Origin of the sequence: Spiribacter salinus M19-40, from assembly GCF_000319575.2 — a bacterium.
In the GTDB taxonomy this organism is placed as follows: Bacteria; Pseudomonadota; Gammaproteobacteria; order Nitrococcales; family Nitrococcaceae; genus Spiribacter; species Spiribacter salinus.
In genome coordinates this window covers 180583-205133 of the sequence record NC_021291.1, presented here as the reverse complement: position 1 = coordinate 205133, position 24551 = coordinate 180583, and the positions used below count along the sequence as shown (strand labels likewise).

At 62.9% G+C, this 24551-nt stretch carries 26 protein-coding genes, 2 tRNA genes and 1 riboswitch; of the genes, 13 read left to right on the top strand and 15 right to left on the bottom strand.

Annotated features, from left to right (window positions below; all coding sequences use genetic code 11):
• Positions 1-6 precede the first annotated feature (6 nt).
• From SPISAL_RS00990 to thiS, 5 genes are all read right to left on the bottom strand, one after another.
• Positions 7-852, bottom strand: coding sequence for an ABC transporter substrate-binding protein (locus SPISAL_RS00990; RefSeq protein ID WP_016352605.1), 846 nt, complete (start codon positions 850-852; stop codon positions 7-9).
• Complete coding sequence (locus SPISAL_RS00985; RefSeq protein WP_016352604.1) at positions 846-2702, bottom strand: TonB-dependent receptor plug domain-containing protein; 1857 nt, start codon at positions 2700-2702, stop codon at positions 846-848. Before SPISAL_RS00985 ends, SPISAL_RS00990 begins: the two co-directional genes overlap by 7 nt.
• 145 nt (positions 2703-2847) lie before the next feature.
• Positions 2848-3039: riboswitch (cobalamin riboswitch) on the bottom strand.
• Positions 3040-3058: 19 nt separating this feature from the next.
• A complete protein-coding gene (trmB, locus tag SPISAL_RS00980; protein WP_222821395.1) occupies positions 3059-3760 on the bottom strand; it encodes a tRNA (guanosine(46)-N7)-methyltransferase TrmB in 702 nt (233 codons plus the stop codon).
• The gene (locus SPISAL_RS00975) at positions 3742-4539 is read right to left on the bottom strand and encodes a thiazole synthase (protein ID WP_041389118.1); all 798 of its coding nucleotides are present in this window, start codon (positions 4537-4539) and stop codon (positions 3742-3744) included. Before SPISAL_RS00975 ends, trmB begins: the two co-directional genes overlap by 19 nt.
• Before the next feature lie 15 nt (positions 4540-4554).
• Positions 4555-4776 carry a sulfur carrier protein ThiS gene (gene thiS / locus SPISAL_RS00970; RefSeq protein ID WP_016352601.1) on the bottom strand — a complete coding sequence of 74 codons (222 nt, stop codon included), beginning with the start codon at positions 4774-4776 and terminating at the stop codon, positions 4555-4557.
• An 88-nt stretch (positions 4777-4864) separates the two neighbouring features.
• Between thiS and SPISAL_RS00965 the strand changes: the two genes are divergently transcribed.
• Positions 4865-4938: transfer RNA gene (locus tag SPISAL_RS00965), tRNA-Gly, on the top strand.
• A 5-nt stretch (positions 4939-4943) separates the two neighbouring features.
• On the opposite strand, the gene SPISAL_RS00960 is transcribed toward SPISAL_RS00965, so the two are convergent.
• From SPISAL_RS00960 to modA, 4 genes are read right to left on the bottom strand one after another with little or no spacing between them, the layout of a single operon-like run.
• The gene (locus tag SPISAL_RS00960) at positions 4944-5129 is read right to left on the bottom strand and encodes a hypothetical protein (RefSeq protein ID WP_016352600.1); all 186 of its coding nucleotides are present in this window, start codon (positions 5127-5129) and stop codon (positions 4944-4946) included.
• A gap of 58 nt (positions 5130-5187) precedes the next feature.
• Positions 5188-6279 (bottom strand): molybdenum ABC transporter ATP-binding protein, encoded by a 1092-nt coding sequence (gene modC / locus SPISAL_RS00955; RefSeq protein WP_016352599.1) that lies wholly within the window; start codon positions 6277-6279, stop codon positions 5188-5190.
• Complete coding sequence (modB, locus tag SPISAL_RS00950) at positions 6276-6947, bottom strand: molybdate ABC transporter permease subunit (RefSeq protein ID WP_016352598.1); 672 nt, start codon at positions 6945-6947, stop codon at positions 6276-6278. The genes modC and modB overlap by 4 nt, the downstream gene beginning before the upstream one ends.
• Positions 6944-7702: a molybdate ABC transporter substrate-binding protein gene (gene modA / locus SPISAL_RS00945; RefSeq protein WP_016352597.1), complete on the bottom strand. Its 759-nt coding sequence runs from the start codon at positions 7700-7702 to the stop codon at positions 6944-6946. The genes modB and modA overlap by 4 nt, the downstream gene beginning before the upstream one ends.
• A gap of 120 nt (positions 7703-7822) precedes the next feature.
• Between modA and SPISAL_RS00940 the strand changes: the two genes are divergently transcribed.
• Genes SPISAL_RS00940 through SPISAL_RS00930 form a run of 3 tightly spaced genes read left to right on the top strand, consistent with a single transcriptional unit; the run spans position 7823 to position 10670 of the window.
• Entirely contained in the window at positions 7823-9349 is a 1527-nt protein-coding gene (locus SPISAL_RS00940; protein WP_081633192.1) for an AsmA family protein, read from the top strand.
• Positions 9349-10401, top strand: a complete 1053-nt coding sequence (gene mutY, locus SPISAL_RS00935) for an A/G-specific adenine glycosylase (RefSeq protein WP_016352595.1) — start codon at positions 9349-9351, stop codon at positions 10399-10401. Before SPISAL_RS00940 ends, mutY begins: the two co-directional genes overlap by 1 nt.
• Positions 10398-10670 (top strand): oxidative damage protection protein, encoded by a 273-nt coding sequence (locus SPISAL_RS00930; protein WP_016352594.1) that lies wholly within the window; start codon positions 10398-10400, stop codon positions 10668-10670. The genes mutY and SPISAL_RS00930 overlap by 4 nt, the downstream gene beginning before the upstream one ends.
• Here the strand turns inward: SPISAL_RS00930 and SPISAL_RS00925 are convergent.
• The 3 genes from SPISAL_RS00925 to SPISAL_RS00915 form a co-directional block, all read right to left on the bottom strand.
• Positions 10655-11107 carry a hypothetical protein gene (locus SPISAL_RS00925; RefSeq protein WP_016352593.1) on the bottom strand — a complete coding sequence of 151 codons (453 nt, stop codon included), beginning with the start codon at positions 11105-11107 and terminating at the stop codon, positions 10655-10657. The two genes, SPISAL_RS00930 and SPISAL_RS00925, sit on opposite strands and share 16 nt — an antisense overlap.
• A 98-nt stretch (positions 11108-11205) precedes the next feature.
• Positions 11206-11829, bottom strand: coding sequence for a response regulator transcription factor (locus SPISAL_RS00920; RefSeq protein ID WP_016352592.1), 624 nt, complete (start codon positions 11827-11829; stop codon positions 11206-11208).
• On the bottom strand, positions 11826-13295 hold the full coding sequence (locus tag SPISAL_RS00915) for an ATP-binding protein (protein ID WP_016352591.1): 1470 nt from the start codon (positions 13293-13295) through the stop codon (positions 11826-11828). The genes SPISAL_RS00920 and SPISAL_RS00915 overlap by 4 nt, the downstream gene beginning before the upstream one ends.
• 170 nt (positions 13296-13465) lie before the next feature.
• Here SPISAL_RS00915 and SPISAL_RS00910 point away from each other — a divergent pair.
• The 4 genes from SPISAL_RS00910 (at position 13466) to SPISAL_RS00895 (ending at position 15437) form a co-directional block, all read left to right on the top strand.
• Positions 13466-13541 (top strand) — tRNA-Phe (locus SPISAL_RS00910).
• A 100-nt stretch (positions 13542-13641) separates the two neighbouring features.
• The gene (locus SPISAL_RS00905) at positions 13642-14010 is read left to right on the top strand and encodes a bactofilin family protein (RefSeq protein ID WP_016352590.1); all 369 of its coding nucleotides are present in this window, start codon (positions 13642-13644) and stop codon (positions 14008-14010) included.
• Complete coding sequence (locus tag SPISAL_RS08620; protein WP_016352589.1) at positions 13994-14968, top strand: M23 family metallopeptidase; 975 nt, start codon at positions 13994-13996, stop codon at positions 14966-14968. Before SPISAL_RS00905 ends, SPISAL_RS08620 begins: the two co-directional genes overlap by 17 nt.
• Positions 14958-15437, top strand: a complete 480-nt coding sequence (locus tag SPISAL_RS00895; protein WP_144060349.1) for a bactofilin family protein — start codon at positions 14958-14960, stop codon at positions 15435-15437. The genes SPISAL_RS08620 and SPISAL_RS00895 overlap by 11 nt, the downstream gene beginning before the upstream one ends.
• Here SPISAL_RS00895 and SPISAL_RS00890 read toward each other — a convergent pair.
• On the bottom strand, positions 15430-16497 hold the full coding sequence (locus SPISAL_RS00890) for a tRNA-queuosine alpha-mannosyltransferase domain-containing protein (RefSeq protein WP_016352587.1): 1068 nt from the start codon (positions 16495-16497) through the stop codon (positions 15430-15432). The two genes, SPISAL_RS00895 and SPISAL_RS00890, sit on opposite strands and share 8 nt — an antisense overlap.
• A 78-nt stretch (positions 16498-16575) precedes the next feature.
• On the opposite strand from SPISAL_RS00890, the gene SPISAL_RS00885 reads away from it, so the two are divergent.
• Positions 16576-17235, top strand: coding sequence for a LysE family translocator (locus SPISAL_RS00885; protein ID WP_016352586.1), 660 nt, complete (start codon positions 16576-16578; stop codon positions 17233-17235).
• Here SPISAL_RS00885 and SPISAL_RS00880 read toward each other — a convergent pair.
• On the bottom strand, positions 17232-18077 hold the full coding sequence (locus SPISAL_RS00880; protein ID WP_016352585.1) for a methylenetetrahydrofolate reductase: 846 nt from the start codon (positions 18075-18077) through the stop codon (positions 17232-17234). The genes SPISAL_RS00885 and SPISAL_RS00880 overlap by 4 nt on opposite strands.
• A gap of 191 nt (positions 18078-18268) precedes the next feature.
• On the opposite strand from SPISAL_RS00880, the gene SPISAL_RS00875 reads away from it, so the two are divergent.
• From SPISAL_RS00875 to SPISAL_RS00860, 4 genes are read left to right on the top strand one after another with little or no spacing between them, the layout of a single operon-like run.
• Positions 18269-19519, top strand: coding sequence for a sarcosine oxidase subunit beta family protein (locus tag SPISAL_RS00875; protein ID WP_016352584.1), 1251 nt, complete (start codon positions 18269-18271; stop codon positions 19517-19519).
• A gap of 1 nt (position 19520) precedes the next feature.
• The gene (locus SPISAL_RS00870; RefSeq protein WP_016352583.1) at positions 19521-19799 is read left to right on the top strand and encodes a sarcosine oxidase subunit delta; all 279 of its coding nucleotides are present in this window, start codon (positions 19521-19523) and stop codon (positions 19797-19799) included.
• Positions 19796-22765, top strand: coding sequence for a sarcosine oxidase subunit alpha family protein (locus SPISAL_RS00865; RefSeq protein ID WP_016352582.1), 2970 nt, complete (start codon positions 19796-19798; stop codon positions 22763-22765). Before SPISAL_RS00870 ends, SPISAL_RS00865 begins: the two co-directional genes overlap by 4 nt.
• Positions 22758-23318 carry a sarcosine oxidase subunit gamma gene (locus tag SPISAL_RS00860; RefSeq protein WP_016352581.1) on the top strand — a complete coding sequence of 187 codons (561 nt, stop codon included), beginning with the start codon at positions 22758-22760 and terminating at the stop codon, positions 23316-23318. The genes SPISAL_RS00865 and SPISAL_RS00860 overlap by 8 nt, the downstream gene beginning before the upstream one ends.
• Here SPISAL_RS00860 and SPISAL_RS00855 read toward each other — a convergent pair.
• The gene (locus SPISAL_RS00855) at positions 23315-24334 is read right to left on the bottom strand and encodes a GlxA family transcriptional regulator (protein ID WP_016352580.1); all 1020 of its coding nucleotides are present in this window, start codon (positions 24332-24334) and stop codon (positions 23315-23317) included. The genes SPISAL_RS00860 and SPISAL_RS00855 overlap by 4 nt on opposite strands.
• Between the last annotated feature and the right edge of the window lie 217 nt (positions 24335-24551).

The following is a 24551-nucleotide window of genomic DNA, read 5'->3' as shown; positions in this document are numbered from 1 at the left end:
ACCGTCTCATCGGGTTCCGATCAGCCGCCCGCGCAGCGAGCCGATGCGGTCAATCGCTGCCAGTACCCGCGGCGTCCCGCAGATCCAGTCACGGTTGGTGAGCCCGCGGTGCGTGCCGAATTGCGCGGCCTCATCCAGGGCCGGATGCTGAAGGATCGCCTCTGAGCGGCTATTCCCGCGATGTCGGCTGCCGGTAATGACAAGCTCTGGGCCAGCCAGCACGAGCTGCTCGAGGGGCAGGTGTGCACCCGCCTGAATCTCGAAGTCACTGGCAAGATTGGCAAAACCAGCCGCCTTGACGATGTCGCCAACTAACGTGTCCTCACCGCGGGTATATCCGTTCGGGAAATAAAGCGCGGCCGTTGGGGGATCAATAGGGGGTTCCGAGAGCATGGCCAGTTGGCCGTCAAACGCCTCCACGAGGGCTTCAGCCTGATCCGTACGCCCCAGCACCTCGCCCATGCGCCGGATATTGGCGCGCACGTCAGCGATTGATGTTGCCGGCTCAAATACCTCGACCGGAATATCGAGCCTCCGCAGCATCGAGACCATCTGCGTGGCGCTGAATCGACCGGCGATCACCAGATCCGGCTCGAGCAGATGGATCTCCTCGGCCCGACCGTGATTAACGGGATATTGCGCCGCCTCATCCGCCATCGCGGAACTCGACGAATCCTGCGATAGCGCGGAGACCGAAACCAGCTGATCCTCACCGGCCACCAGCATGGCGAGCTGATCCGTGCAGACATTCACGGAGACGACCCGCTGCGGCGCCTCGTCAGCCGTCTGCGCAAACGCGAGCGCCGGCCACAGAACCGCCGCCAGCGCCCACACCAGCCACCGCGCTACCACGAGGCACTCAACCCGACAAATCCGGCCCGACCACGGGTCGCGTAGCCCCACACCTCGCTATATTCCTCATCAAATGCATTGGTCATGCGCGCGGTGAGCTCCACGTTAGACGTGATCGGCTGCGTCGCTGCGAAATTCATGACCGTGAAGTCGGGGAGGCGCGCACCCGTCTTTCCATCCACCCAGAACTGATCATCGTAGAGGCCGCGGACATGGCGAAGATCGGCAGACAGTTGCGTTGACGATCCTTGTGGCTGCCACGTTGCGCCCAGCCCGAGCTCATTACGTGGCCGGCGGATCACCGTATCGCCATCTGAATCCTCGGCATCGAGGTAGGTGTAACTGCCCCGCAGTTTGAGGGACGCCGTGGGGGATGCCGATGCACTTAGCTCAATGCCGCGGCGATCACTGTCGCCCGCGCGGTTTTCGTAGTCATACGGCCCGGGGAATGGCGTATCTGAAAAAATCTCGTCGGTCAGGCGTTCTTGAAAATACGTGACGTCAATCACTCCATTGATTGCGGCCACCGGCATTTCTAGCCCAACGTCAAACCCCTGATTTTCCTCTGGCTGAAGGTCAGCATTCAGGGCTGTATCACCACCCCCCGTGAACTCAAAAAACGTCGGATTCACCACCGCTGCGCCAGCGGATGCATGAAGCCGCCAGCTGTTGTCCAGAAAATAGCTACTCGCAATATTCCAGCTCGTCGCATCGGAGAACACCTCGTTGTCATCGTAGCGAACCCCTGCCTGGACGCTGAGCGCCTCTGACAACCAGCCGTTGTACTCCAGGCCGATGCTATCGCTTTCCCGATCCTGAACCTCACCGGAGTCAGCGTCTTCCTTGCGCTCGACGAGTAAGCTGACGCGCTGTTCAGTACTGTCCACAGAACGCTGATCTGCCGCATATTGCAGCCGGTAGGACACGATCTTAGTCACACTGTCCGATACGGTGTCATTTTGATTTGTTGTCCGATCCACTCGTAAACGATGCGCTAACGTCTCATCCAAATTGCGGTATTCAAGGTGCGCGCTACCCGCCCTTTCCTTGGCCGCCGTTGATTTGCTCGCGTCATCCACGACATACCCAGCTTCCGTCTCGGCAGCAAAATCATTGTCATCGAAGCGGTAGTGCGCATCGGCAAAGCGAAAGCTAAACCCGGCGGTGACCTGATCAGAGATCTGGGTCTGCCCTTTCGTTGTCACTGACTGCCAGCGCGTGGTGTCCTTCTCACCCCCACTGCCACTGTAATCGAATCCGTCATCTTTGAGATTGGAAACACTGAGTGAGAACTCGCTGTGCTCGTCGCCGTAGGTGAGATAGGCATTTTCTCGATCACCGTCACCAAACTCGACCGATCCGCCATAGACAAGGCCCTCCCCTGCCTCAGTGGTGATGATATTGATCACGCCTGACGACGCGTCGGTACCAAATGGCACCGCCTGAGGCCCGCGCAGCACCTCGATGCGCTCGATGTACCCGGTATCCAGCCCGCGGAAGTAGTACTCGCTGTCGCCAGCAGCCGCGCGGACGCCGTTGATGAGCACCAGGGTGTGATTACCCTCACCTCCGCGGATGCGCACCTGCCGATTGCTCGGCGCATCGCCATTGATCGAAACCCCCGGCTGCGCCTCGAGCGCATCCTGGACCGTGGCGTAGCCACGATCCTCAATCTGCTCGCGGGTGATGATGGTGTTGGACCGTCCGAATTCATCGGCAGAGACCGGGGAGATGCCCCCCGAGACGATAATCGGATCGAGCTCAGTGGTGCTCTCGCTGGATTGGGCGTACAGGTTCGTGGAAACGCCGGCTGCGACTGCCAGCGCCGTCAGGGTGATTACCTTGTTCATTGTTCTAGAGGCCTTTCTCATGCAGCGGGGGTGTTCCCGCCGACAGACACACGGGGTCTGCGAAGGCCCTCATCAGACAGCCCACCGCAGACCGGCGACTGTCACCTCTGCGGTAGTGCCGCTTCCCTGGCGCGCCCCGCACCGGAAATGGGTGATCGCTTTGGCAGGTCTCCTGGCTTGCGGGTCAACGCTCGGCCCCACCTTCCCATCGCCGTCGCGACAGTGGCATATCGGGACTTCGCTCACCGCTTACAGTTGCGGGGGCAGCCGCAGCTCTACACTGCGTTCCCTTTTCATCCGATGCCGTGGCATCAGAACCAAAGTAATGAAAAGTCTGCATTGGATCGGACGCGGGTTCAAGGTGAAGTGACCCGTTCCAGAATCAGATCAAATACCGCGTGGCCCTTGCGCACACCCCGGCGCTCGAATCGGGTGCCAGGCCGGTCGCCGGCATCGGGGGCAAAGCCCCCGTGCGGGTTATGCAGGCGAGGCTCCGCCTCAGTGAGCTCAAGCATCCACTCGGCGTATTCCGCCCAGTCCGTCGCCATGTGCAGGAAACCGCCCGGCTGCAGTCGATCGGCCACGGTGGCCAGCCAGGGCGCCTGGACCATACGGCGCTTGTGGTGACGCTTTTTGGGCCAGGGGTCGGGAAAGAAGAGCTGCAACCCTGCCAATGAGGCGGTCGGGATGCCCTCCTTTAACAGCTCGCTCGCATCCGCGAGCAATACCTTTAGGTTGCCAATGCCCCCGGATTCGATTCGTCGCAGCAGCCGCCCAGTGCCCGCGCGGTACACCTCGACCCCCAGATAATGGCGCGCCGGATGCGCCGCGGCGATCTCGGCCAAAGCCTCACCGTCGCCGTAGCCGATGTCCAGAACCAACGGAGCCGACTGGGCAAAGAGCCCGTCGACATCCAGCGAACCGCCTGTCCATTCGACGCCAAACTGCGGGTAGAGCTCGTCGAGCGCCCGCTGCTGGCCGGCGGTCAGCCGGCCCTCGCGGCGAACAAAGCTGCGAATCGGGCGATCGGCTGCCGCACTCACGAGCCGGTTTGCCAGAAAGTGCCCTCCAGCGGAGAGCTCGCGGAAGCGAAGCGGCGCATGGGCATACGCCCAGCGAGGAACGCCTCACGCCCGGCCTCGATGCCCTTTCGCATAGCCTGCGCCATCAACACCGGTTTTTTCGCCGCGGCAATGGCTGTATTCATTAGCACGCCATCGCAACCCAGCTCCATGGCAACGGCAGCGTCCGAAGCAGTGCCAACGCCGGCATCCACAATGATCGGCACGGTGGCATTCTCGATGATAGTCATCAGGTTGTAGCGATTCTGCACGCCAAGACCCGACCCAATCGGCGAGGCCAGCGGCATGACCGCGACACACCCCATTTCTTCAAGGCGCTTCGCAGCGATGGGATCGTCGCTGGTATAGACCATGACCTCGAAGCCGTCATCGACCAGACGCTCGGCCGCCGCCAGCGTGGCCGGCACATCGGGGTAGAGTGTTTTTTCGTCGCCCAGCACCTCAAGCTTCACCAGGTTGTGCCCGTCCAGTAGCTCCCGGGCCAGGCGACAGACCCGCACCGCGTCGTCAGCGGTGTAGCAGCCGGCGGTATTGGGCAAAATCGTGAACTCGCTTGGCGGGATCACGTCCAGCAGATTCTCTTCATCCGCGCGCTGGCCGATGTTTGTGCGCCGAATGGCCACCGTAACGATCTCCGCGCCGCTGGCCCGAATCGCCTCACCGGTCTCAGCCATGTCTTGGTACTTGCCCGTCCCCACCAAGAGGCGTGAGTGAAACTCGCGACCGGCAATCGTCAGGGTGTCTTGCACGTTCATAAAGCCTCTGTTGGATCAGCCCCCGCCAATCGCGCGAATGACCTCGACCCGATCACCGGCCTGGAGGGGCGTGGTCGCGTATTCGCTTCGCGGGACCACCGCCTCGTTGACCTCAACCGCCAGGCGCTGATCGGCCATGCCCAACTCATCCAGCAGTGTTTTTACCGTGGCGGCTGCCGGTACCGGATGGACCTGGCCATTCACAACGAGGGTGTTGTTGCTCGCGTCTGTCGTCATACGCACAGTATATCGCAGACCAACGGGGCGGCGGGGTCATCGGGGCTTGCCCGTTGCGCACAAACCCGCATACTAAGGGTCGTCTGATGCGGCTGTAGCTCAATGGTAGAGCGTTGCCCTCCCAAGGCAATGATGCCGGTTCGATCCCGGTCAGCCGCTCCAACGATTCAGCTGTCGGGTTTCAGGATCACCTGATCGGACTCCGCACTGGCCAGCCGGTAAGGCACCGCACTGCAGGCAAAGCGCTGGATGATCCGCTGCGCCTCTTGTTTGGCCTCACGCGCTGGCCCGGTGATTACAATCTCGTTGCCCCGATATTCAACTCGACAGTTATGGCGCATGGTCGCTGCCATTCCCGGGCCCCCGATGACATTTTGGTGCACTGCGAAAGCGCGGATTGTGACGCTGAGATTACCGGGAGTAAACCCCCTGGTTCATCAGGACCTGAGGGCGGATCAAGGCATGCAGCCGGCGCCCAATTTCAAGGCGTAGCGCCGCGGAAGCCTGCGCGTGGACCTGCGCCCACAAGACCGCGCCGTTGCCCGCCTGGAGTTCAACGCGTGTCACACCGCTCCCCACGGGCACCAGCCCCCTGACCACCACCGGCAAGGTATTGACCAGACCGCAAGCCGTTGGTGGCTCATCCACCAGCACGACATCCCGGGCGGTGACGCGTAAACGCACCTCGGCGCCGCGGGGTAACGGCAAGGCCTCGACCCGCAAGCGACCCGCCTCAGTCGCCAAGGTGGTCAACCCCCAGTCATGATCCCGCGCTGCAACCCGGGCATCCCAAACCACCATCGGCGCAATATCCCCCAGCGCCGGCCAGTACGCCGGATCGGAAAAGAGCGTCCCGACCGGCCCCTGCGTCAACAATTGCCCGTCATCCATTAGCAGAACGCGATCTGCCAGCTCCATCACCTCGTAGCGCGCATGCGTGACGTACAGCACGGGAATATCAAAGCGCTCGGGGATCGCACGGATCAGGGGCATAATGCGACGCCGCCGAGCGTAGTCGAGCGCGGCGAGCGGTTCATCGAGCAACAGCAGACGAGGCCCAGCCAGCAGTGCGCGCCCCAGGGCCACGCGCTGCGCCTCACCCCCGGACAACCCCGCGGGCGCCCGATCAAGTAACGGCGCCAGAGCAAGCGCGTCCGTCACCTCCTCGTGCGATGGCCCCTCACCACGACGGCGGTGCAGACCATAATCCAGGTTTTCCGCCACGCTCAGATGCTGGAAAAGCCGCGTGTCCTGAAACACCAGGCCTGCCCCGCGACGATGAGCGGGCAGCATCAACCCCGGCTTCAGCCACGGCGTGTCCTCATAACGAACTTCACCCTGACACCCCGACTCAAGACCAGCAAGACAGCGCAGCAGCGTTGTCTTGCCGCAGCCGGAGTGGCCAAACAGCGCCGTGATGCCTGGATGGATCTCTCCAGTCGCCGCCAGGGTGAACCCCTGGCGCTTCAGGGTCAGCGAGAAATCGAGCAGCGGCGCCGTCATCCGATCAAACCTGGCCGGGCGCGGCGGTTGAGGGCGTAAACCAGCACCAGCACCACAAACGAGAAAATCAGCAACCCGGCCGAAAGCAGATGCGCAGCAGGGTAATTGAGCGTCTCGACATGCTCATAAATGGCGATGCCCACCACTCGCGTTTCCCCGGGAATACTGCCACCCACCATCAGCACCGCCCCGAATTCCCCCAGGGTATGCGCAAACCCCAGCACAATGGCCGTTAGAAATCCCCGCCCCGCGAGCGGACAGGCGATGGTGAGGAACGCATCCAGCGGCCGGGCACCGAGGGTCGCGGCCACCTCCATCGGCCCGGCCCCCACGGCCCGAAACGCATCCCGCAAGGGCTGAACAACGAAAGGCAGCGAATACAGCACTGAGGCAATCACCAACCCGGTGAAGCTGAACGTCAGCGTCTCACCAGTCACCTGCAGCCATGGCCCGCCAATGGGGCCGCGCGGCCCCAACAGAATAAGCAGATAAAAGCCCAGCACCGTGGGTGGCAACACCAGCGGCAACGCGACCAATGCATCAATCGGCACCCGCAGCCGATGCCGCGTGGTGGCAAGCCACCAGGCCAGCGGGGTCCCCAAGGCAAGCAGCACAACCACGGTCACGCTGGCCAGCTGGATACTGAGCCAGACCGGCGTGAGGTTCATGAGTCCGCCCGGGGCGATGTGTAACCGAAGCGCTTTAACACATCGGCCGCGTCCGAACTGCGCAGGAATGCCAGGAATGCCTGCCCGGCCTGGGGGTGACGGGCCTGCTCAAGCAAGACGGCGTCCTGGTCAATCGGGTCATGCAGGCGTGCCGGCACGCGCTGCCACTCGCCTTCAGGCTGCCCGCTCATGTGTGCGTATGACGCGGCCACCAGGGCATGAGAGGCATTACCGGTGGCGAGATACTGCAAAGCCTGGCCCACATTGGCACCTTCAATGATTTGCGGGCGCAGCGCCGACCACTGCCCGGTCGCCTCCAGCGCCTGCCGCGCAGCCAACCCGTAGGGCGCGAGCCGCGGGTTGGCAATGGCGAGGCGGTGAACGTCAGGCGCGGTCAGCCCACTCAGCCCTGACTCAGGCATAGCCTCGTCAGGCCCCGCCCACAGCACCAGCCCACCGCTGGCATAGGTAAAGCGCGACGCCGCCACCGCCAGGCCCTCGTCAATCAACCGGGCTGGCCGCGCTTGGTCGGCCGCCAGGAACACGTCAAATGGTGCACCATTGGCGATTTGCGCGTAATGATGACCTGTCGCCCCCGCACTGATGCGGGTTTCAATCTGCTCAGCGGCCTCAAAGCGCGCGGCCAGCACTTCAAGCGGCGCCAGAAAATTCGACGCCACCGCAATGCGCACTTCATCGGCCAGCCCGACTGTCGGCAACAGCCAGAAAACCAGCCCCAATGCCCAGCGCGGCATGAATCCCGCTCCCGCATACCCTTGTTGACCTGATGCTCCAATGCCTGACGGCAGGCGTCAAATCCGATCAGGCATCGCACTCGCAGCGCCGTGAGCAAACGATGCAGTCTGACCGCATTCATGTTTTCCTTGGGGCTTCGTTGCTGGAGGACAGACGCAATGCGGCGCTTGTTAATCGTACTGGGCCTTTTCTTCGGGCTGGTGATTGGCATCATTGTGCTTGGGCTAGCGCTGATCGACCCCAATGACTATCGCGACGACATCGCCGGTACGGTTGAACAGCAAACAGGCCGTGACTTTGAGTTAAGGGGCGACATTGGCTGGCGCCTGTTCCCGCGTTTGGCCCTGGATTTGGGGGCATTTCGGCTGGGCAGTGGTGATGGCTTTGATGACACCCCCCTGATCAAAGCGGACGGCCTGCAGTTAGGCATGGCCGTCCTGCCGTTGCTGCGCGGCGAGTTCGAACTGGATACCGCCAGGCTCCAGGCGCCTCAGGTCAACTTACTGCGCAATGCCGAAGGCACCGCCAACTGGCAGAACCTCACCGGGGCGGATACTAACGAGCAGACGAGTGATGGCAGCGGAAACGGGGCCGCAGGGGCACCCGGCTGGCTGGCTGGACTCAGCCTTGGTGGTATCGAGCTCACCGATGGCCAGCTGCGCTTTGACGATGCCGGGGCCGACCAGCACGTGGAGGCCGAGGCGATCTCGCTCTCCCTGGGGGCTTTGCGCCTCGGCGAGGCCACTTCGTTTGATGCCTTCGCGCAGGTCGATCACAACGGAAAGCAATGGGATACCGCGCTGGCGGGTGAGCTGACCGTGTCGGCTGACGGCCGCGTTGCGCTCCGCGGCACCGAGTTAACGGCCAATGATCTGGCGATCGAGGGCCTGGATGCCGACCTGGTGGCCAGCGAGTCCGGCTGGCGCCTTCACCCGCTAACCGCCGAGTTCAGCGAGGGGGCCTACCAGGGTGATGTGGAAATAGACACGGCAACCACCGCCCGCCCCGTGCGCTTTGATGAGTCACTCACCGGCGCGCAGATCGGGCCGGTGATCGCCGCCTTGTCCGGCATCCAGCGCCTGACCGGCGAGGCCAACCTGAGTGCCACCGGGCAGATGGCCCTTGGCGCTGATACATCGCCACTCACCACCCTTAATGCCGAGACCCAGTTCGCCATTCGAGACGGCGCGATTCGCGGGATCAACATCGCCCGGAGCATTCGCCGTGCCCTCGCGCGACTGGAAGGTGAATCGCCAGCGCCAGAAGCCGACACCCCTTCAACCGATTTCACCAGCCTCTCAGGCAGCGCCACCATCCGCGATGGCGTGGCGCGCACAGAGGATATTGCACTCGACTCGCCGCTATTGCGGGTGCGCGGCCGCGGCAGCAGCGACCTGGCCGCCCAGACGCTGGACCTGGCGCTGCGGGTGAGCATTGTCGACAGCCTGGAAGGCCAGGGCGGCGCGGAGCTTGATGCCCTCAAGGATGTCCCTATTCCATTGCGGATCACCGGCTCGTGGACTGCCCCCCGGATCTCCGTTGATCTGGCCAAGGCCGTTCAGGAAAGCCAGAGCGAACAGCTCCAGGAGCGGCTTAACGAAGAGGTGGACAAGCTACGAGATCGCGTGGAGGGCTTGTTCAACTGATGGCGACCGCCGGTCCGTCAGACTTTGCAGCAACGGTTCTTGGCTGGTTTGACCGCCATGGCCGCCATGACCTGCCCTGGCAGCATCCGGCCACGCCCTACCGGGTCTGGATTTCCGAGGTCATGCTGCAGCAAACGCAGGTCAGCACCGTGATCCCCTATTTCGAGCGGTTCATGGCGCGCTTTCCCTGCGTGGAGACATTGGCTGGCGCGTCACTCGACGAGGTGCTTGCCTACTGGGCCGGACTGGGCTACTACGCCCGCGCACGGAACCTGCATCGCTGCGCCCAGTTACTCATGGAGGCGCACCATGGCGTCTTCCCCGATGCCATCGAATCCGTCGAGGCCCTGCCCGGCATTGGACGCTCAACGGCCGGCGCGATTCTGTCGCTATCCCGTGGGGCGCGTCATCCCATCCTGGACGGCAACGTCAAACGGGTGCTCGCCCGTTATCACGCCATTCCGGGCTGGCCAGGGCGCGCAGCAGTCTTGAAAACCCTCTGGGCACACAGCGAGGCCGTCACGCCACACACGCGGCCAGCTGCATTCAACCAGGCGATGATGGATCTGGGCGCCACGATCTGCACCCGCCGGCCGATTTGTGCTCAATGCCCGTTACGAGCCGGCTGCCAGGCCTACGCACAAGGCGATCCACAAGCCTACCCCGAGCCCAAACCCAAACGCGCCAAACCCCACCGCGATACCCGCATGCTTATCATCAACGGTGAGGCCGGTACACTGCTCGTGCGCCGGCCCACTCGCGGCATCTGGGGTGGCCTGTGGTGCCTGCCCGAGTGTGATCTGAGCGCCGACCCCAGCGTTTGGGCGCGAGAGCATCTGGGCCTTGAGATCACGCCACAGGCCCCAGGCCCGACACTGCGCCATGAATTCACCCACTACAGCCTGACCATTCATCCACTGCCCGCCCAGCTGACAGCCGCTCCCGCGGTACAGGCCGCCGAGCACCTCTGGTATAACCCGACAACAGCGCATCAAAGCGGGGTACCTGCCCCGGTCCAACGACTGCTGAATCGACAGGAGCGCGAAGCATGAGCAGCGATACCGTCTACGACGTCAAAACCGGCCGCGAGGGCCCACGCCTCAAACGCCAGCCCTATCCAGGCGAACTGGGTGAGCGGATCTACGCGCACGTCAGTCAGGAGGGCTGGCAGATGTGGCTCGGCCATCAAACGATGCTAATTAACGAATACCGGTTGTCGCCCATGGACCCCAAGGCGCGGCAATTCCTTGAACAGGAAATGGAGAAATTCTTTTTTGGAGAGGGATCGGCACCACCCCCCGACTTTCAGCCGGAGGAGTGACGCCCGACGCGTGCGAGTCGCTCGGCAAGTTTTCGCGCCGCCGAGGGCGCTGCTTCAGTTGTGCTCTCCGGCTGGCTGCGGCCATCCTGAACGCGCGCCCATAGCTCATTGACCACACGCTTTAACGCGTCATCACAAGCGGGCAGGTCAAGGCAGTGATCGACCCCGGATTTCAACGCGGTCTTGCGTAGATCCGACAGACCCGGCGGCACCAGCGCAACAATGCCCGCATCAAGGGCTGCATCAAAGCCTTGGATAAACGCGAGCTTGCTCTGAGGATCACTGGATAGGTCAACGACCAACAGGTCGAGTTGTGAGAGATAAGGTGACCCGCGTAACTCACCGATGCTTGAGAGCACCCACAGAGATTCCGCCTGGCCCTGAAAAGCAACCCGAAACTCTCGCCGTGCGACGGCCCCACCAAGCACCGCAGCCATCCTGGGCAGCCTTGTGCCTGCGCCTTCCGTCATGAACCAAAACCCCAAATACGTCAACCGGCCCATGTTCGCGCCGGGTTGACACAGAAGTTATCCCCTCAAGACGGTATTTTCGCGTAGTGAGCGCGATGGCGGGCAGCAATGGCCATCAGGGCAGCACCACTGCAGCGCAGCTTCACAGCAATCATCTTGCGATGGGTGGCCACCGTTGTTGCAGAACGGCTCAGTCGCTTGGCGATACCCCGATTGGTCAGGCCCTCACCAAGCAAATTAAAGACCTCAAGCTCCCGAGGGGTCAGGCGCTCAATTAAGGCCGCTTCGTCCTCCACGTTCGGCACGTAGGCACGGACCAGCCGACGCACATGGTCATTAACCGCACCATACGCATCCGCCTTACTAATCACCGCGGCAATATTATCTTTGAGCTCTCCCGGCACCACAAAATCCTCAGCATGCGCTGACAGGATAATAGCGGTTGCGTCCGGGCGGTCAGAGACCAGCGCTCGCAGCACATCAAGCCCACTCCCATCCGGCAGTGCCAGATCCAGAATCAGCAACGCCGGCCGGTGCCTTGCGCAGACCGCCTTGCCGTCCTCGGCTGTGTATGCCCGCGCCATTAGCTCGAGGCCCGAGACATCAATCAGTGACCGCGCCAGCATCTCGGAGAACATCCGCTCGTCCTCAACAATGACCGCACCCAGACTCTCTGTTCCGTCCATCATCCCCGTTTTATCTCCCTGATAAGAAAATGCATCGTTGTGCCCTGCCCAAGGGCGGTCTCCACCACCAGTGCCGCGCCCGTTCGATCGACGACACCCTGCACCATGTAGAGCCCGTAACCATGACCATCGTGATGTTCTTTTGTAGTGAACATCGGTCGAAACAGTCGACCCAGTGCCTCAGGTTCTATTCCGGCGCCTTGATCGGTGATCGCAATATCAACAACCGACCCGCTTAACGGTGTACCAATCCTGACCGCCCCTTCGGGCAGCCGATCGCGGTGCTGGGTAGTCAACCGCAACACCCCACCTCGCGGCATGGCATCCCGCGCATTAGAGGCCAGATTGAAAAGCGCGGAAATCAGAAACCCCCGGTGCGTATAAGCGAGCAGCCCAGGCTCGGTTGCTAGCTCCAGGCGAATGTTGGTGGGTAGCGTTGACTCCAGCATCGACGCAACCTCGTCGACGACGGTCTCGATGCAGACATCCGCCAGCGGCGGCGGCTCCTTACCACCCAGCGCCATCAAACCCGATGTCGTAATCCGAGCCTGATTCAGCGCTGTCTCCATGCGCTTTAGCGCCTCAGCACCCACCTTCTGACGCCGTCTAACCTGGTCAATGATCTGTCCATAACCCAACTGAAGCACGCCGATGATGTTATTGGCGTCGTGTGCGACCCCGCGTGCGAAATGCTCGATCGTTCCCGCCCGCGCGTCATCCAGACGCGCTGCTTGCAAGCGCCGCTCGGCCCACCGCGAGGCGACCTCATCTGCCAGTTGCTTACGAGCCTCAAAGGCTTCTTTATCGGCCTGTTCCTTTTTCAGCATCATAAACGTCGGCCCCTGAACGAACGCGATAAAAATCGCCGCCATAAAGAACAGTCCGTTAGGAATACTGGAGCCGATGAACGGATAGGGCCCGAGGTAATCGGAAGCCGTGTGTGTCTGGAGGATGAAGAGAAATCGAGCGGCGAAGGCCACACCCAGCGCCGCATGGGAAAAACGCAACACATTCAAAAGCCGCGTCGTCTGAAACTGAACAGCCGAGAGGATAATCACCGCAAGTAGCTGACTCAGCGATACCACCCCGGCAATGATCAAGACCCGAGCATGAAGCGGCGCAAGAATCGGCGGGCTAGCCGCCACATTGAACAGCACCACACTGCCAAGAAACCACAACGCGACGACACGCAGCATCCGCGGACGCTGCGTGTAGACCGCCAAAGCGCAGAGCATGCAGGCCACGCCGCCAAGCATGATGGTATTGCCGACCTGGATGCTGACAACACTCGGGATCTGGCCACGCAACAACAGAAGCAGAACGCCACCGCCACCCATCAGAAACCCAGCTGACCAAAGACGAGTCGCCAGATCGCCGGCATTACCGGCGACCAGCACGACAGCGCCAAAGGCCATCGTGCCCAGCGACAGCATCAGAACCAGCGTTCCGGCATCAACAAAATCGGCCAATGGTCTACCTTCTGCGGGACTGAGGGTTACGGGACTACTGTACTTCAGCTAGTCCGCAAAGATCGCACACCTATGCGAAACCCCGAATACCCTAAGCTGGGTACAGCGCCGCCAAACGCCCGCGATGCCTTGACCCGAACCCCGGCATCGGGTTGAATACAGCGCTTGGCGGCCAGGTAGCTCAGTTGGTAGAGCAGGCGACTGAAAATCGCCGTGTCGGGAGTTCAAATCTCTCCCTGGCCACCATTTTCTAGTACTCCTCGCCGGCTCCCGATTATCCCCAACAGGCGGTATGGCGGTGTCACTTGGTCCATGGTGAAGTACTGTCGACGTACGGCAACGCTCAATGACCTCCATGAACGAGAGTGAACCCGGTGCACTGACTGTCGGTGATGGGGTGGTGGTGAAGCTGGCCAGCCAGCTCGTCGTCCCTGGTGACATCGAACTGGAAGGCGAGATCGTTGGCGATGTTCAGTGCAAGGACATCCACATCGGCCCCAACGGCAAGCTAACCGGCAGCCTGTCGGCGGCTCGGCTGGTGGTCGAAGGCGAGATTTCAAGCGAAGTCGCCGCAGAGTCAGTGATACTGAGAGAGTCCAGCCGCGCCGTTGGTATCATCGAGTACGGGTCAATCCAGATAGAGGCTGGCGCGCAAATCGAAGCGAAGCTCACCGAAGCTTCCTCTGCGCCTGTTCCCGATGCCATTTCGCACTAACAGACGTGCGAACGACTGGCTCAAACAGATTCGCGCCAATCTGTCGGATGAGCGCGCCAGCGAGATCATCGTACCCACCGATGAGGGCAGCGTTCACATTCGCGTGAGCGGTGAGGAAGTGGATCGCTTCCTTGCAAAGCAGAAAAAACACCTGAAATGGCAAGCCCGCTTTTACCAATCCATGGTCGTCGCGCTGGTCTGTGGACTCGGCGTCGTCATCCTCGATGTCTTTCATCGGGAAATTGAAGAAATTGTTGCGAGTGATCAATACGCCAGCATTGAGGCGGAACGCGACTCCATGGAGCGGGCGCTGGCGCTCTACACGGAGTTCACGCGCGATATTGTCGCCGAGCATCATGGCGAGCTGTCGACCCGACTTGGCGAGCTCGGCACCAACACCCCAACCGTTGTCCGGGCGGGCGCCGCGACCACCGGCACTGGTGGTCTCGCCTCTCGCACCGAAGGGGTCGGACAAGTCCTTGGGCAACACGTCGATTCCCGCACAGCGAAAAATCTGCATGAGATCGCCCGGGTCGAGGAGTTCTTTAACCGCTTACCGGGCGCAGACCCGCTCAAGGGCAGCCATCTGACCTCCGGCTTCGGAATGCGCGAGCACCCCCTGACCGGACACGTCGTCCCCCATCGCGGAATTGACCTGGTGTCCTGGGAGCAACCCACCGTGCTCGCTGCCGGCGCAGGGGAGGTAACCTTCGCTGGCGAGCAGGGCAAATCGGGGAAGATGGTCACCCTAAACCATGGCTCAGCGATCGAGTCGTTCTATCTGCATCTGGACAGCATTGCCGTTGAAAAAGGGCAATACGTTGAGGCGGGCGATGCGCTTGGCGTCATGGGCGACACCGGTGAAACGGATGGCGCGCACTTGCACTACGAGGTGCGAGTTGCCGGTAGGCACCTTGACCCGAAAGATGTGTTTGAGGTGATCAGCCGTGTCGACTAGCGCCCCGAACCGGCCGTCCTTGATGGGGCGAATTCGTGGCCTCGCGCGGCCACGCAGCGACAAAGCGGTGATTCCGGAAACAACCACTGCATCAGGGCAACTCCTTGCCCCGGAGCGGTCCTCCCTGGTCAGCACGGGTGCGGTTATCCAGGGTGATATTGCCTCACCCGGTACCGTTCACATCAACGGCACACTCAACGGCAACGTCCGCGCGCGCAAAATGGTGATTGGCCGAACGGGTTCACTCACCGGCAACTGCCGCGCCCAGGATGTCGCCATCGCGGGAGAAATGGCCGGCGAGTTGCTCTGTGGCGATCTGCGCATTTCCGAGACGGGGCGTATCGACGGCACAATCAATTGCGGGCGCATGAGTGCAGGCACGGGTGCGCGCATTGATGCGGTAACTCAGACAAACGGTCAGGACGACCTCCCGGAGATCTCCTTGATCCAGGGCACGGCCGCTAGCTGAACCTGTTGATCAGCGCCGCCCACTGCGGCTTGACCGATGGCACCAGCCACCGATCGATCGCGGGTGAGGCAGGGGGATTCACAAGCCACGTCGCTATACGCTCGATGAACGCCTCAATATCCCCCGGCGGGTATCGATACGTCGCGGCGAACTGCTCGGGGTAGACGAGCGCATCCGGCACCAGCGGGATCGCACCAGCACTCACCGCCTCCAGCATCCCAATGCCCTGAAACTCGTGAAGCGCTGTGCTCACGGCAATCCCGGACTGGGCGAGCAAGGCCTCATACGTCGCCCGATCAACGCGCCCGTTCGCCACAATCCGGGAGGGAAACTGCTCAGCCAGCTCTGTCAGAGGCGCCGGTGGTGTGGCTGGCCTGGCACCCAGCAGCGCCAAACGAAACATCACGCCCTGTTCGGCCAGCCGATGCATAGCGGCTGCAAAAAACGCCGGTGCCTTGTCATATTCCCAGCGATGGTTCCAGACAATGAGCCGAGGGTCCCGCGGCGAGGCCTCAGGCGATATGACAGGCTCTACCGGCACGGGCAGCACCTGTATCCGGGGCTCAAGGCGCGCACGAAGACCGCCGGGTACCGCATCGGGCATACGCTGCAGCAGCTCATCCACCCCAGTCAGGAAGCTTTGGGCATTCCAGCGTGAGTTAAAGACGATCTGATCGGCCGCCAGCGCGCCGTAAAGCTGCACCAGCTGGGGCTCCACTGACGGCGTCTGCTGCGGGCCAACCGGATAGGCGAACTGGTTTTCGTGAAAATAATAGATATTGGGGACGCGGGCGAGGGCAGGACATAGGCCGCGCAGCGTGGCCAGATCCACCATGGAGGTCGCGATGATGCCATCAATGTCTCGACTCGCCGCCTCAATTTCACCCAGCCAGGACAGCGGGTTGCCACGAATACGCCATTTGAAATGTCGACCCGGCAGCGTCAGCACCCGCCAATCGATGGCCGGAAAGGCACGCGGCAGCCACGCTGCCCAGTAGGCATGGCTGTCTGCCTGATAGGCGGAGAGCAACAACCAGCGTGATCGACGAGACGATGACATCGTCACTCCGCGCAGCGAATTCAGGGCAAAGTGTAAAGGATCGCGCCAGTCACACCGTCCGTGTCATGCTTCGCCGCGATGCAAAACCTGCTTCCACTGCTTGGCATTTTCGCGGTTTTCTCTCCAGCCCTGCTGCTGCCCGGGCCGGATTTTGTCGCGGTTGTGCGCAATACGGTGGCGCGCGGCCCACGGGCCGGCATCCTCACCGCACTGGGTGTCAGCCTTGGCATTACGGCCTACGCCGGCCTGAGTGCAGCGGGGCTCTCGATCCTGTTTGCCCGCCTGGAATGGCTTGAGGTGATCGTCCGGCTGGCTGGCGCCGGATTTTTATCTTTTCTGGGGATCGGCCTGCTCCGGACACCGGCGCCCGGGTTCGATCACAGCACCCCCGAGCAAACCACTGAGCGCCCCGGGGGCCGCGAGCGCAATCCCGTCTTGCTGGGATTAATCGTCAATCTCACCAACCCGAAGGCGATCATTTTCTTTGCCAGCATCTTCGGCACCGCGATTCGCCCCCAGACACCCCCGTGGGTGCTTACCGTGGCCGTGACGCTCGTGGGAGTATGCGGCCTGGTGTGGTTCTCCACGGTGAGCCTGCTGACCGCGTCCACGGGCATGCTGGTCAGCCTCCAGCGCCATCAACACTGGATTGAGCGCCTGGCCGGTCTCGCGTTTCTCGGGTTTGCACTGGTGATGGCCATTGACCTCGCCATCGCAGCTGAGGCCCGATTGCGCTAACCCGCCTCGGTGACGGTGAGTTCATCCAGCATCCGCGCCTGCCAGCTGAGCAGGGGCGGCACCAAATTGAAGGTGTTCAGATGAAACCCGGCCAAAGGCACCTCGCCCGTTACCTCGAATAACGGCAGCAGGTTTTTAACCAGTGCGTCTGGCACATACGCGCCCCCCAGCATCTGATCGGTCATCCCCTGGTTACGGCGCAGCACGCGCAGCGAGGTCCCGATGCCGATGCGCAGCGATATCGACAAGAGCTGCTTGGGGTCCATCACCCCAGGCAAACCGATATACACCGGCAAATGCGTCCCGCCTGCAGCGATCTCCCCCAGCCAGGTGCGAATGCGCGCCGGGTCAAAGCAGATCTGGGTGACCAGGTAGTCACCAAACTCGCGCTTTGCCGCCAGCGCAGTGGCCAGGGCGTCATCGCTAATAATGGCGTGGCCTTCCGGGTAGGCGGGCAGACCAATGATTGATGGCCGCTGGGGCGCGTTGGCCATTCGCTCCAGTAGCGGCGCCGCGCCATCAAAATCGCCGGCTGGCTTGGCAGCATCGCCACCCACCACAAACACCTCATTCATGCCCGCTTGCGCCAGCTGATCAAGCAAACGGTCAAGATGCGCCTGGTCGCGTACGAGGCGCGCGGCAATATGCGGGATGGGCCGGTGGCCCAGGCCGGCTAGCGCCTGCGCGGCGTCCAACGTGCGCTCAAGCCCGTGCTTGGGTGAGCAGGTGACGTTGATCACCGAGCCGACCGGCAAATGCCCCGCCGCATCCAGCATCCCGCGAATCGGAATGAGCTCGAAGCGCGGCGTGGCCAGCGCCTCATAGCCTGTCGTCGTCGCCATGGTGTGTCTCTCCGATCTGCGGACTGGCGTCGCTGTTGGTCATGAGGCTAACGGCGGATGAGCCATATCGGCGCCCTGCAGGCGACGGGCAGTTGCCCGAGTACGCCACCACCGAGACGCGTGTCGCCATCGCGCAATTGCACGTCGCCGAGGCAATAGCCTCATAGGGGGCCTGCACTACCGTGCAAATCATGCAGCACTATTCCGTATTCAGCCTTGCCCGACATGCCTTGAGCGGCCACCGGGACTGGAAACCGGCCTGGCGTGACGCCGAGCCGCGCCGCCGCTATCAGGTGATTATTGTCGGCGGCGGCGGGCACGGATTGGCCACTGCGTATTACCTGGCCAAGGTCCACGGCATTCGTGACATCGCCGTGCTCGAAAAGGGCTGGATCGGTGGCGGCAACACCGGGCGCAACACCACCATTGTGCGCTCCAACTATCTCTGGGATGCCTCCGCGGCGCTGTACGACAAATCGCTGCAACTATGGGAAGGCCTGTCCCAGGACATTAACTACAACGTCATGTTCAGCCAGCGCGGGGTGCTCAACCTCGGCCATACCCTGCAGGACATGCGCGATATCCGGCGCCGCGTGAATGCCAATCGGCTCAATGGTGTTGACGGCGAAGTCCTCGACACCGCCGGTGTAAAGCGCCTGGTCCCGTTCATCAATACCTCCCCCACCAGCCGGTATCCCGTCATGGGCGCATCGTGGCAGCCACGAGCAGGTATCGCCCGGCATGACGCTGTGGCCTGGGGTTTCGCGAGAGCGGCCGATGCCCTCGGGGTTGATATCATCGAGAACTGCGAGGTCACCGGCGTGCGCCAGGAAAACGGCGCCGTGACCGGTGTTGACACCAACCGCGGGCCGATCGATGCCGACCGCGTCGGTGTCGTGGTTGCCGGTCATGCCGGTGTGCTCGCCGATATGGCCGGCTTCCGGCTACCGATTGAGAGCCACCCCCTGCAGGCGCTGGTCTCCGAACCGCTCAAGCCCGTCCTCGACACGGTGGTGATGTCGAACGCCGTGCACGTGTACGTCAGCCAGTCGGACAAGGGCGAGCTGGTCATTGGCGCCGGTATCGACGGGTACACGGGCTATGGTCAGCGCGGAAGCTTCCAGACCATGGAGCATTTCCTCTCCGCACTGATTGAGCTCTACCCCATCTTCAGCCGCCTGCGCATGCTGCGGCACTGGGGCGGCATCGTCGACACCTCGCCAGATGCCAGCCCCATCATTAGCAAAACGCCGGTGGATGGGCTCTTTTTTAACGTCGGCTGGGGAACGGGTGGCTTTAAGGCGACGCCTGGCTCCGGTTGGGTCTTTGCGCACACGCTGGCGACCGGCGAACCCCATCCCATCAATGCACCGTTCTCGCTTGAGCGCTTCCACACGGGCGCACTGGTCGATGAGCACGGTGCCGCAGCGGTAGCGCACTGACATGTTATGGATTCATTGCCCCTGGTGCGGCCCCCGAGACGAGAGCGAGTTCAGCTTTGGTGGCGAGGCGGATATCGTCCGGCCGCCAGCGCCGGCGCAGACTGACGATGCCGCCTGGGGTGACTACCTGTTCTACCGCACCAACCCCAAGGGCTGGCATCGCGAGCAATGGCTGCATACCCATGGCTGCCGACGGTGGTTCAAGGCCGAGCGCCATACGGTGAGCTATGACATCCGCCAGACCTGGCCCATGGACGCCGAGCCCGAGGAAAACCGATGAGGAATCGACTGGACCAGGGCGGGCTCATCGATCGCGGTCAGCCCCTGACATTCCGGTTCAACGGCCGTCAGCTCACGGGCTATGCCGGCGATACGCTGGCCTCGGCGCTGCTTGCCAATGACGTGCACTTTGTCAGCCGCAGCATCAAGCTCCGCCGCCCGCGTGGCCTCATGGGGCAAGGGCCGGAGGAGCCCAATGCGCTACTCCAGCTCGGCCGGGGGGCAGCGATGCTGGCAGACCAGCGAGCCACTCAGGTCATGCTCACCGACGGGATGGAGGCACGCAGCATCAATGGCACCCCCAGCCTGCGCTTTGACCTGATCTCAGCGCTGGGCCTGGGCAGCAAGCTGATGCCCGTGGGCTTTTACTACAAAACGTTCATGGGGCCGAAGGGCTGGTGGGAGCGCTATGAACGCCTGATCCGTCCGATCGCCGGAATGGGGCTTGTCCCCGAAGGCCCGGACCCGGATCGCTATGAAAAGCGCGACCTGCACTGTGGCGTGCTCATTGCAGGCGGCGGCCCCGCTGGGCTGGCCGCCGCTGTGCGCCTGGGGCAGGCCGGTGTTGATGTGGTGCTCGCCCATCAGGACAGCCGCTTCGGTGGCAGTCTACTCGCCAGCCGGGCCATGCTGGATGGGCAGCCCGCCAGCGACTGGGTCGCTACCCAGGTTGCCACCCTCAGCGCCCTGCCAAACGTGCGTCTACTGCCCTCAACTACGGTGTTTGGCCATTATGACCAGCACTTTCTCGGTGCGGTTGAGCGGGTAACCGAGCAACAACCCGACGCGCCGATTCGCGAGCGCTTCTGGAAAATCCGCTGCCAGCAACTCATCCTGGCCGCCGGGGCCATTGAGCGGCCCATCGCCTTCCCGAATAACGACCGCCCGGGGATTATGACCGCATCCGCCGTGCGGACCTATCTGAACCGCTACGCCGTCTGCCCCGGACGCAACGCCGTTGTGTTCACCAACAATGACTCGGCCTACGCCACCGCGCTCGCCCTTGCGGATGCCGGTGCCAAGGTCACGGTGGCGGACAGCCGGCCCACACCGAGCGACGCCGCTGAAACGGCACGGGCAGCGGGGATTAGCGTGCGGCCGGGGCAGCTCGTGTGTGGAACGCAGGGCCGCCAACGGATCGCGAAGGTCACCTTGCGCCCGGCGCATGATGTCGCCGCCGGTCAGGATACCCTGCCTTGTGACCTGTTGGCCGTGTCGGGCGGCTGGAACCCGTCGGTTCATCTGCACTCCCATGCCCGCGGCCAACTGACCTGGCGAGAGGACCTGGCAAGCTTTGTCCCGGCCGATGATCTCAGCAACGTCACCAGCATCGGCGCGATGGCGGGGACTTTCGGAATCGGTGCAGCGGTGGCGGAGGGCTACGCGGCAGCCGATGACATACTCACCACGCGCCAGGGCGGGGCGACGCCCGCAGCGCCAGCGGATGGGCCAGACATCGAGGGCGAGGAGCCCGGCCCACTCAACCTGAAACCCCTGTGGCGCGTCCATGGCACGGGGCCCGCCTTTGTCGACATGCAAAACGACGTCAAGGCCAGTGATGTGGAACTGGCGCTGCGCGAGGGGTATCGCTCCATCGAGCACGTCAAGCGCTACAGTGTGCTTGGCTTTGGCACCGATCAGGGCAAGCTTGGCAATATCCTGGGCCTTGGAATCGTCGGCGAGCTCACCGGACTCCATCCAGCCGAGATCGGCACCACCACCTATCGACCCGCCTGGACGCCGGTCACCTTCGGGGCACTGGTCGGACAGGACACGGGCGAGCTGTTCGAGCCCATCCGGCGCACGCCCCTGCACAACTGGCACGTTCAGGCGGGTGCCGTTTTCGAGGATGTCGGGCAGTGGAAGCGGGCACGCTATTACCCGCGCCCGGGTGAAGACATGGACGCGGCCGTGGCGCGGGAGTGCCTGGCGACCCGAGACGGCGTTGGGGTACTGGACTATTCCACCCTCGGAAAGATCGACATCCAGGGGCCCGATGCGGTGACGCTGCTCGAGCGGGTCTACACCAACAACTGGCAGAAACTGGCCATCGGGCGCTGCCGTTACGGCTTAATGCTCGATGAGAACGGCATGGTGCTGGACGACGGCGTCACCGCCCGCCTCGGAGACACGCATTACCTGATGTACACCAGCACCGGCGGGGCGGCCCGAGTAATGGGCTGGCTCGAGCAATGGCTACAGACCGAATGGCCGGATCTGGATGTGCATCTGACCTCGGTCACCGATGCCTGGGCGACTCTCTCGCTGGCCGGGCCGAAGAGCCGGGCATTGCTGGACGCGCTGGGCACCGATATTGACCTGTCGGCTGAGGCCATGGCGTTCATGAGCGTTCGCACCGGCACGGTATGCGGCATTCCTGCGCGGGTTCAGCGCGTGAGCTTTACCGGTGAGCTCAGTTTTGAGGTGAGCGTCTCCGCGGACTATGCACCCGGGCTCTGGCAACAGGTCATGCGCGTGGGCAAGGCCTATGGCGCCACGCCATATGGCACCGAGGCCATGCACGTCCTGCGCGCGGAGAAGGGCTTTATCATCGTCGGGCAGGATACGGACGGCTCCATTAGCCCACTGGATCTGGGCATGGGTGGGCTGGTGAGCGAACGCAAGGACTGCCTGGGTCGTCGCTCGCTTGCGCGCAGCGAGCTCCAGCGCGCCGATCGGCCGAACTGGGTTGGCCTGAAGCCGCTTGACCCCACCGCGGTGGTACCCGAAGGCGCCCAACTGGTGGGGGAGCCAGGCACCCCGACCAGTACCGCCATGCAGGGCTGGGTAACGTCCAGCTACCAGGCACCGCGTCTTGGCCATGCGTTTGCCCTCGGGTTCGTCAACGCCGGCCGGGCCCGGACAGGAGAAGTGCTCCATGCCTGGGACGTCGACGCGGGCCGCATTCCGCTCGAGATTGTTAGCCCGATTCAGTACGACCCCGAAGGAGCGCGGCAGAATGTCTGATCTCAAGCCAGAGGGCGCGCTGGACGGACGCACGCTCAAGGAGAGTGGCATCCAGGTTACCGCCGGACCACGCACCCCCCGTTTCAATGTCCGCGGTCAAAGCAGGGCTGTGTCTGCTGTTCTCGAGCCCCTCCTGGGCGTGACGGCGCCCACGACCCCCAACACGGTGCATCGGGGCGAAAAAGGCCGAATCGACTGGTTAGGCCCAGACGAGTGGCTGGTTGCGCCCGCACCGGACAGTGGGCCATCGGCCGACGCCCTGCACGCCGCCGCAGGCGCTCAGGGCATCGCCTTGGTTGAAGTCAGCGACGGGCTCGTCACCATTCATCTAAGCGGGCCGCGGGCACCCGAACTCCTGCGTGCCGGCATGCCCTACGACCTCCGCGCGCTCGTCGAAGGCACCTGCGCTCAGACCCGTCTGGCACAAGCCAGCGTGATCATTGCTCGGGAGGCCGACGCGCGCTGGCAGCTACTGGTGCGTCGAAGCATGGCCGATTATGTGTGGCGCTGGCTGGACGCGGCGCTGCTGCGCTTAACACCAAACCCGGTCTAAAAGTCGGTACCGGCCGCCGGCGTTATCGCGGGCGGCCCAGCGCTGAGCCTGTCCCGGCGCGCACGACGCTCGGCACTGGGGGAGTGCCCATGGCGATCGTGGTAGCACTTGGTGAAATGAGGCGGCGAGACAAATCCACACGCCATGGCGATATCCGTAATCGGCATATCCGTCTGCAGCAGCAGCTGCCGGGCCCGAATCAGGCGCAGCTCAAGGTAATACCGGGTGGGCGTACACCCCAGGTAGCGCCGAAACAACCGCTCCAGCTGGCGGCGCGAGGTGGCGGCATGCGCGGCGAGCTCATCCAGCGACAGCGGCTCATGAATATTCGCCTCCATCAGCGTGACCACTTCGACCAGCTTGGGCTGGCTCGTGCCCAGACGCACGCGCAAGGGCACGCGCTGACGCTCACTGAACTCACGAATGCGCTCGTGGAGAAACTCCTCGGAGATGGCCTCGGCCAGCTCAATGCCTTGTTGGCGCGTGATGAGATTGAGCATCATATCGAGCGGTGCCACCCCACCCGACGAGGTGTAGCGATCCCGATCGAGCACGAACAACTCTGAGGCGAACACGGTGCCGGGAAACTGCAGCGTCTCGTAGATCCCGGAAATATGCTCCCAGTGCAGGGTGCAGCGATACCCTTCCATCACGCCGGCCTGAGCCAGCAAAAACCCGCCGGTACAAACCGCTCCCAGGGCGGTATGGCGACGCGCTAAACGCCGCAGCCAGCCCAGCAGCTCGCGGCTGGATTGCTGCTCGATATCCACACCGCCGCACACAATGACCAGGTCGACCGGTGGCTCGCTGCCAGCGGCGGCATCGACCGCGGTCCGCACTTGATTGCTGGCACTGACCGGCCGGCCATCCAGCGAGACCAGTAGGGTCTCGTAGAGGGTGCGATCACTGAGCTGATTCGCCATCCGCAGCGGCTCGATCGCCGAGGAGAACGCCAGCTGTGAGTAGCCGGGAACCATCAGAAAGGCAACGCGGTAAGGCCCCTGCTCCTCGGACATTGTGCTGCTCACACTCTTCGGTGGATAACTCATTCTGGATGCTCTGGCGCGCACGCGCTAGGCGCTTTTCCCATTGCGACATCGCGTGTCCCTCAGGCGGCATAAAAACAGCGCATACTCAATAACTTGTCGCTACGGCCCTTTTGCGCGGCGCTTTTTGAAAACCGACACCGGGATCGGCTTCCCATACTCCGGGCCACAACCGAAATAACAACAG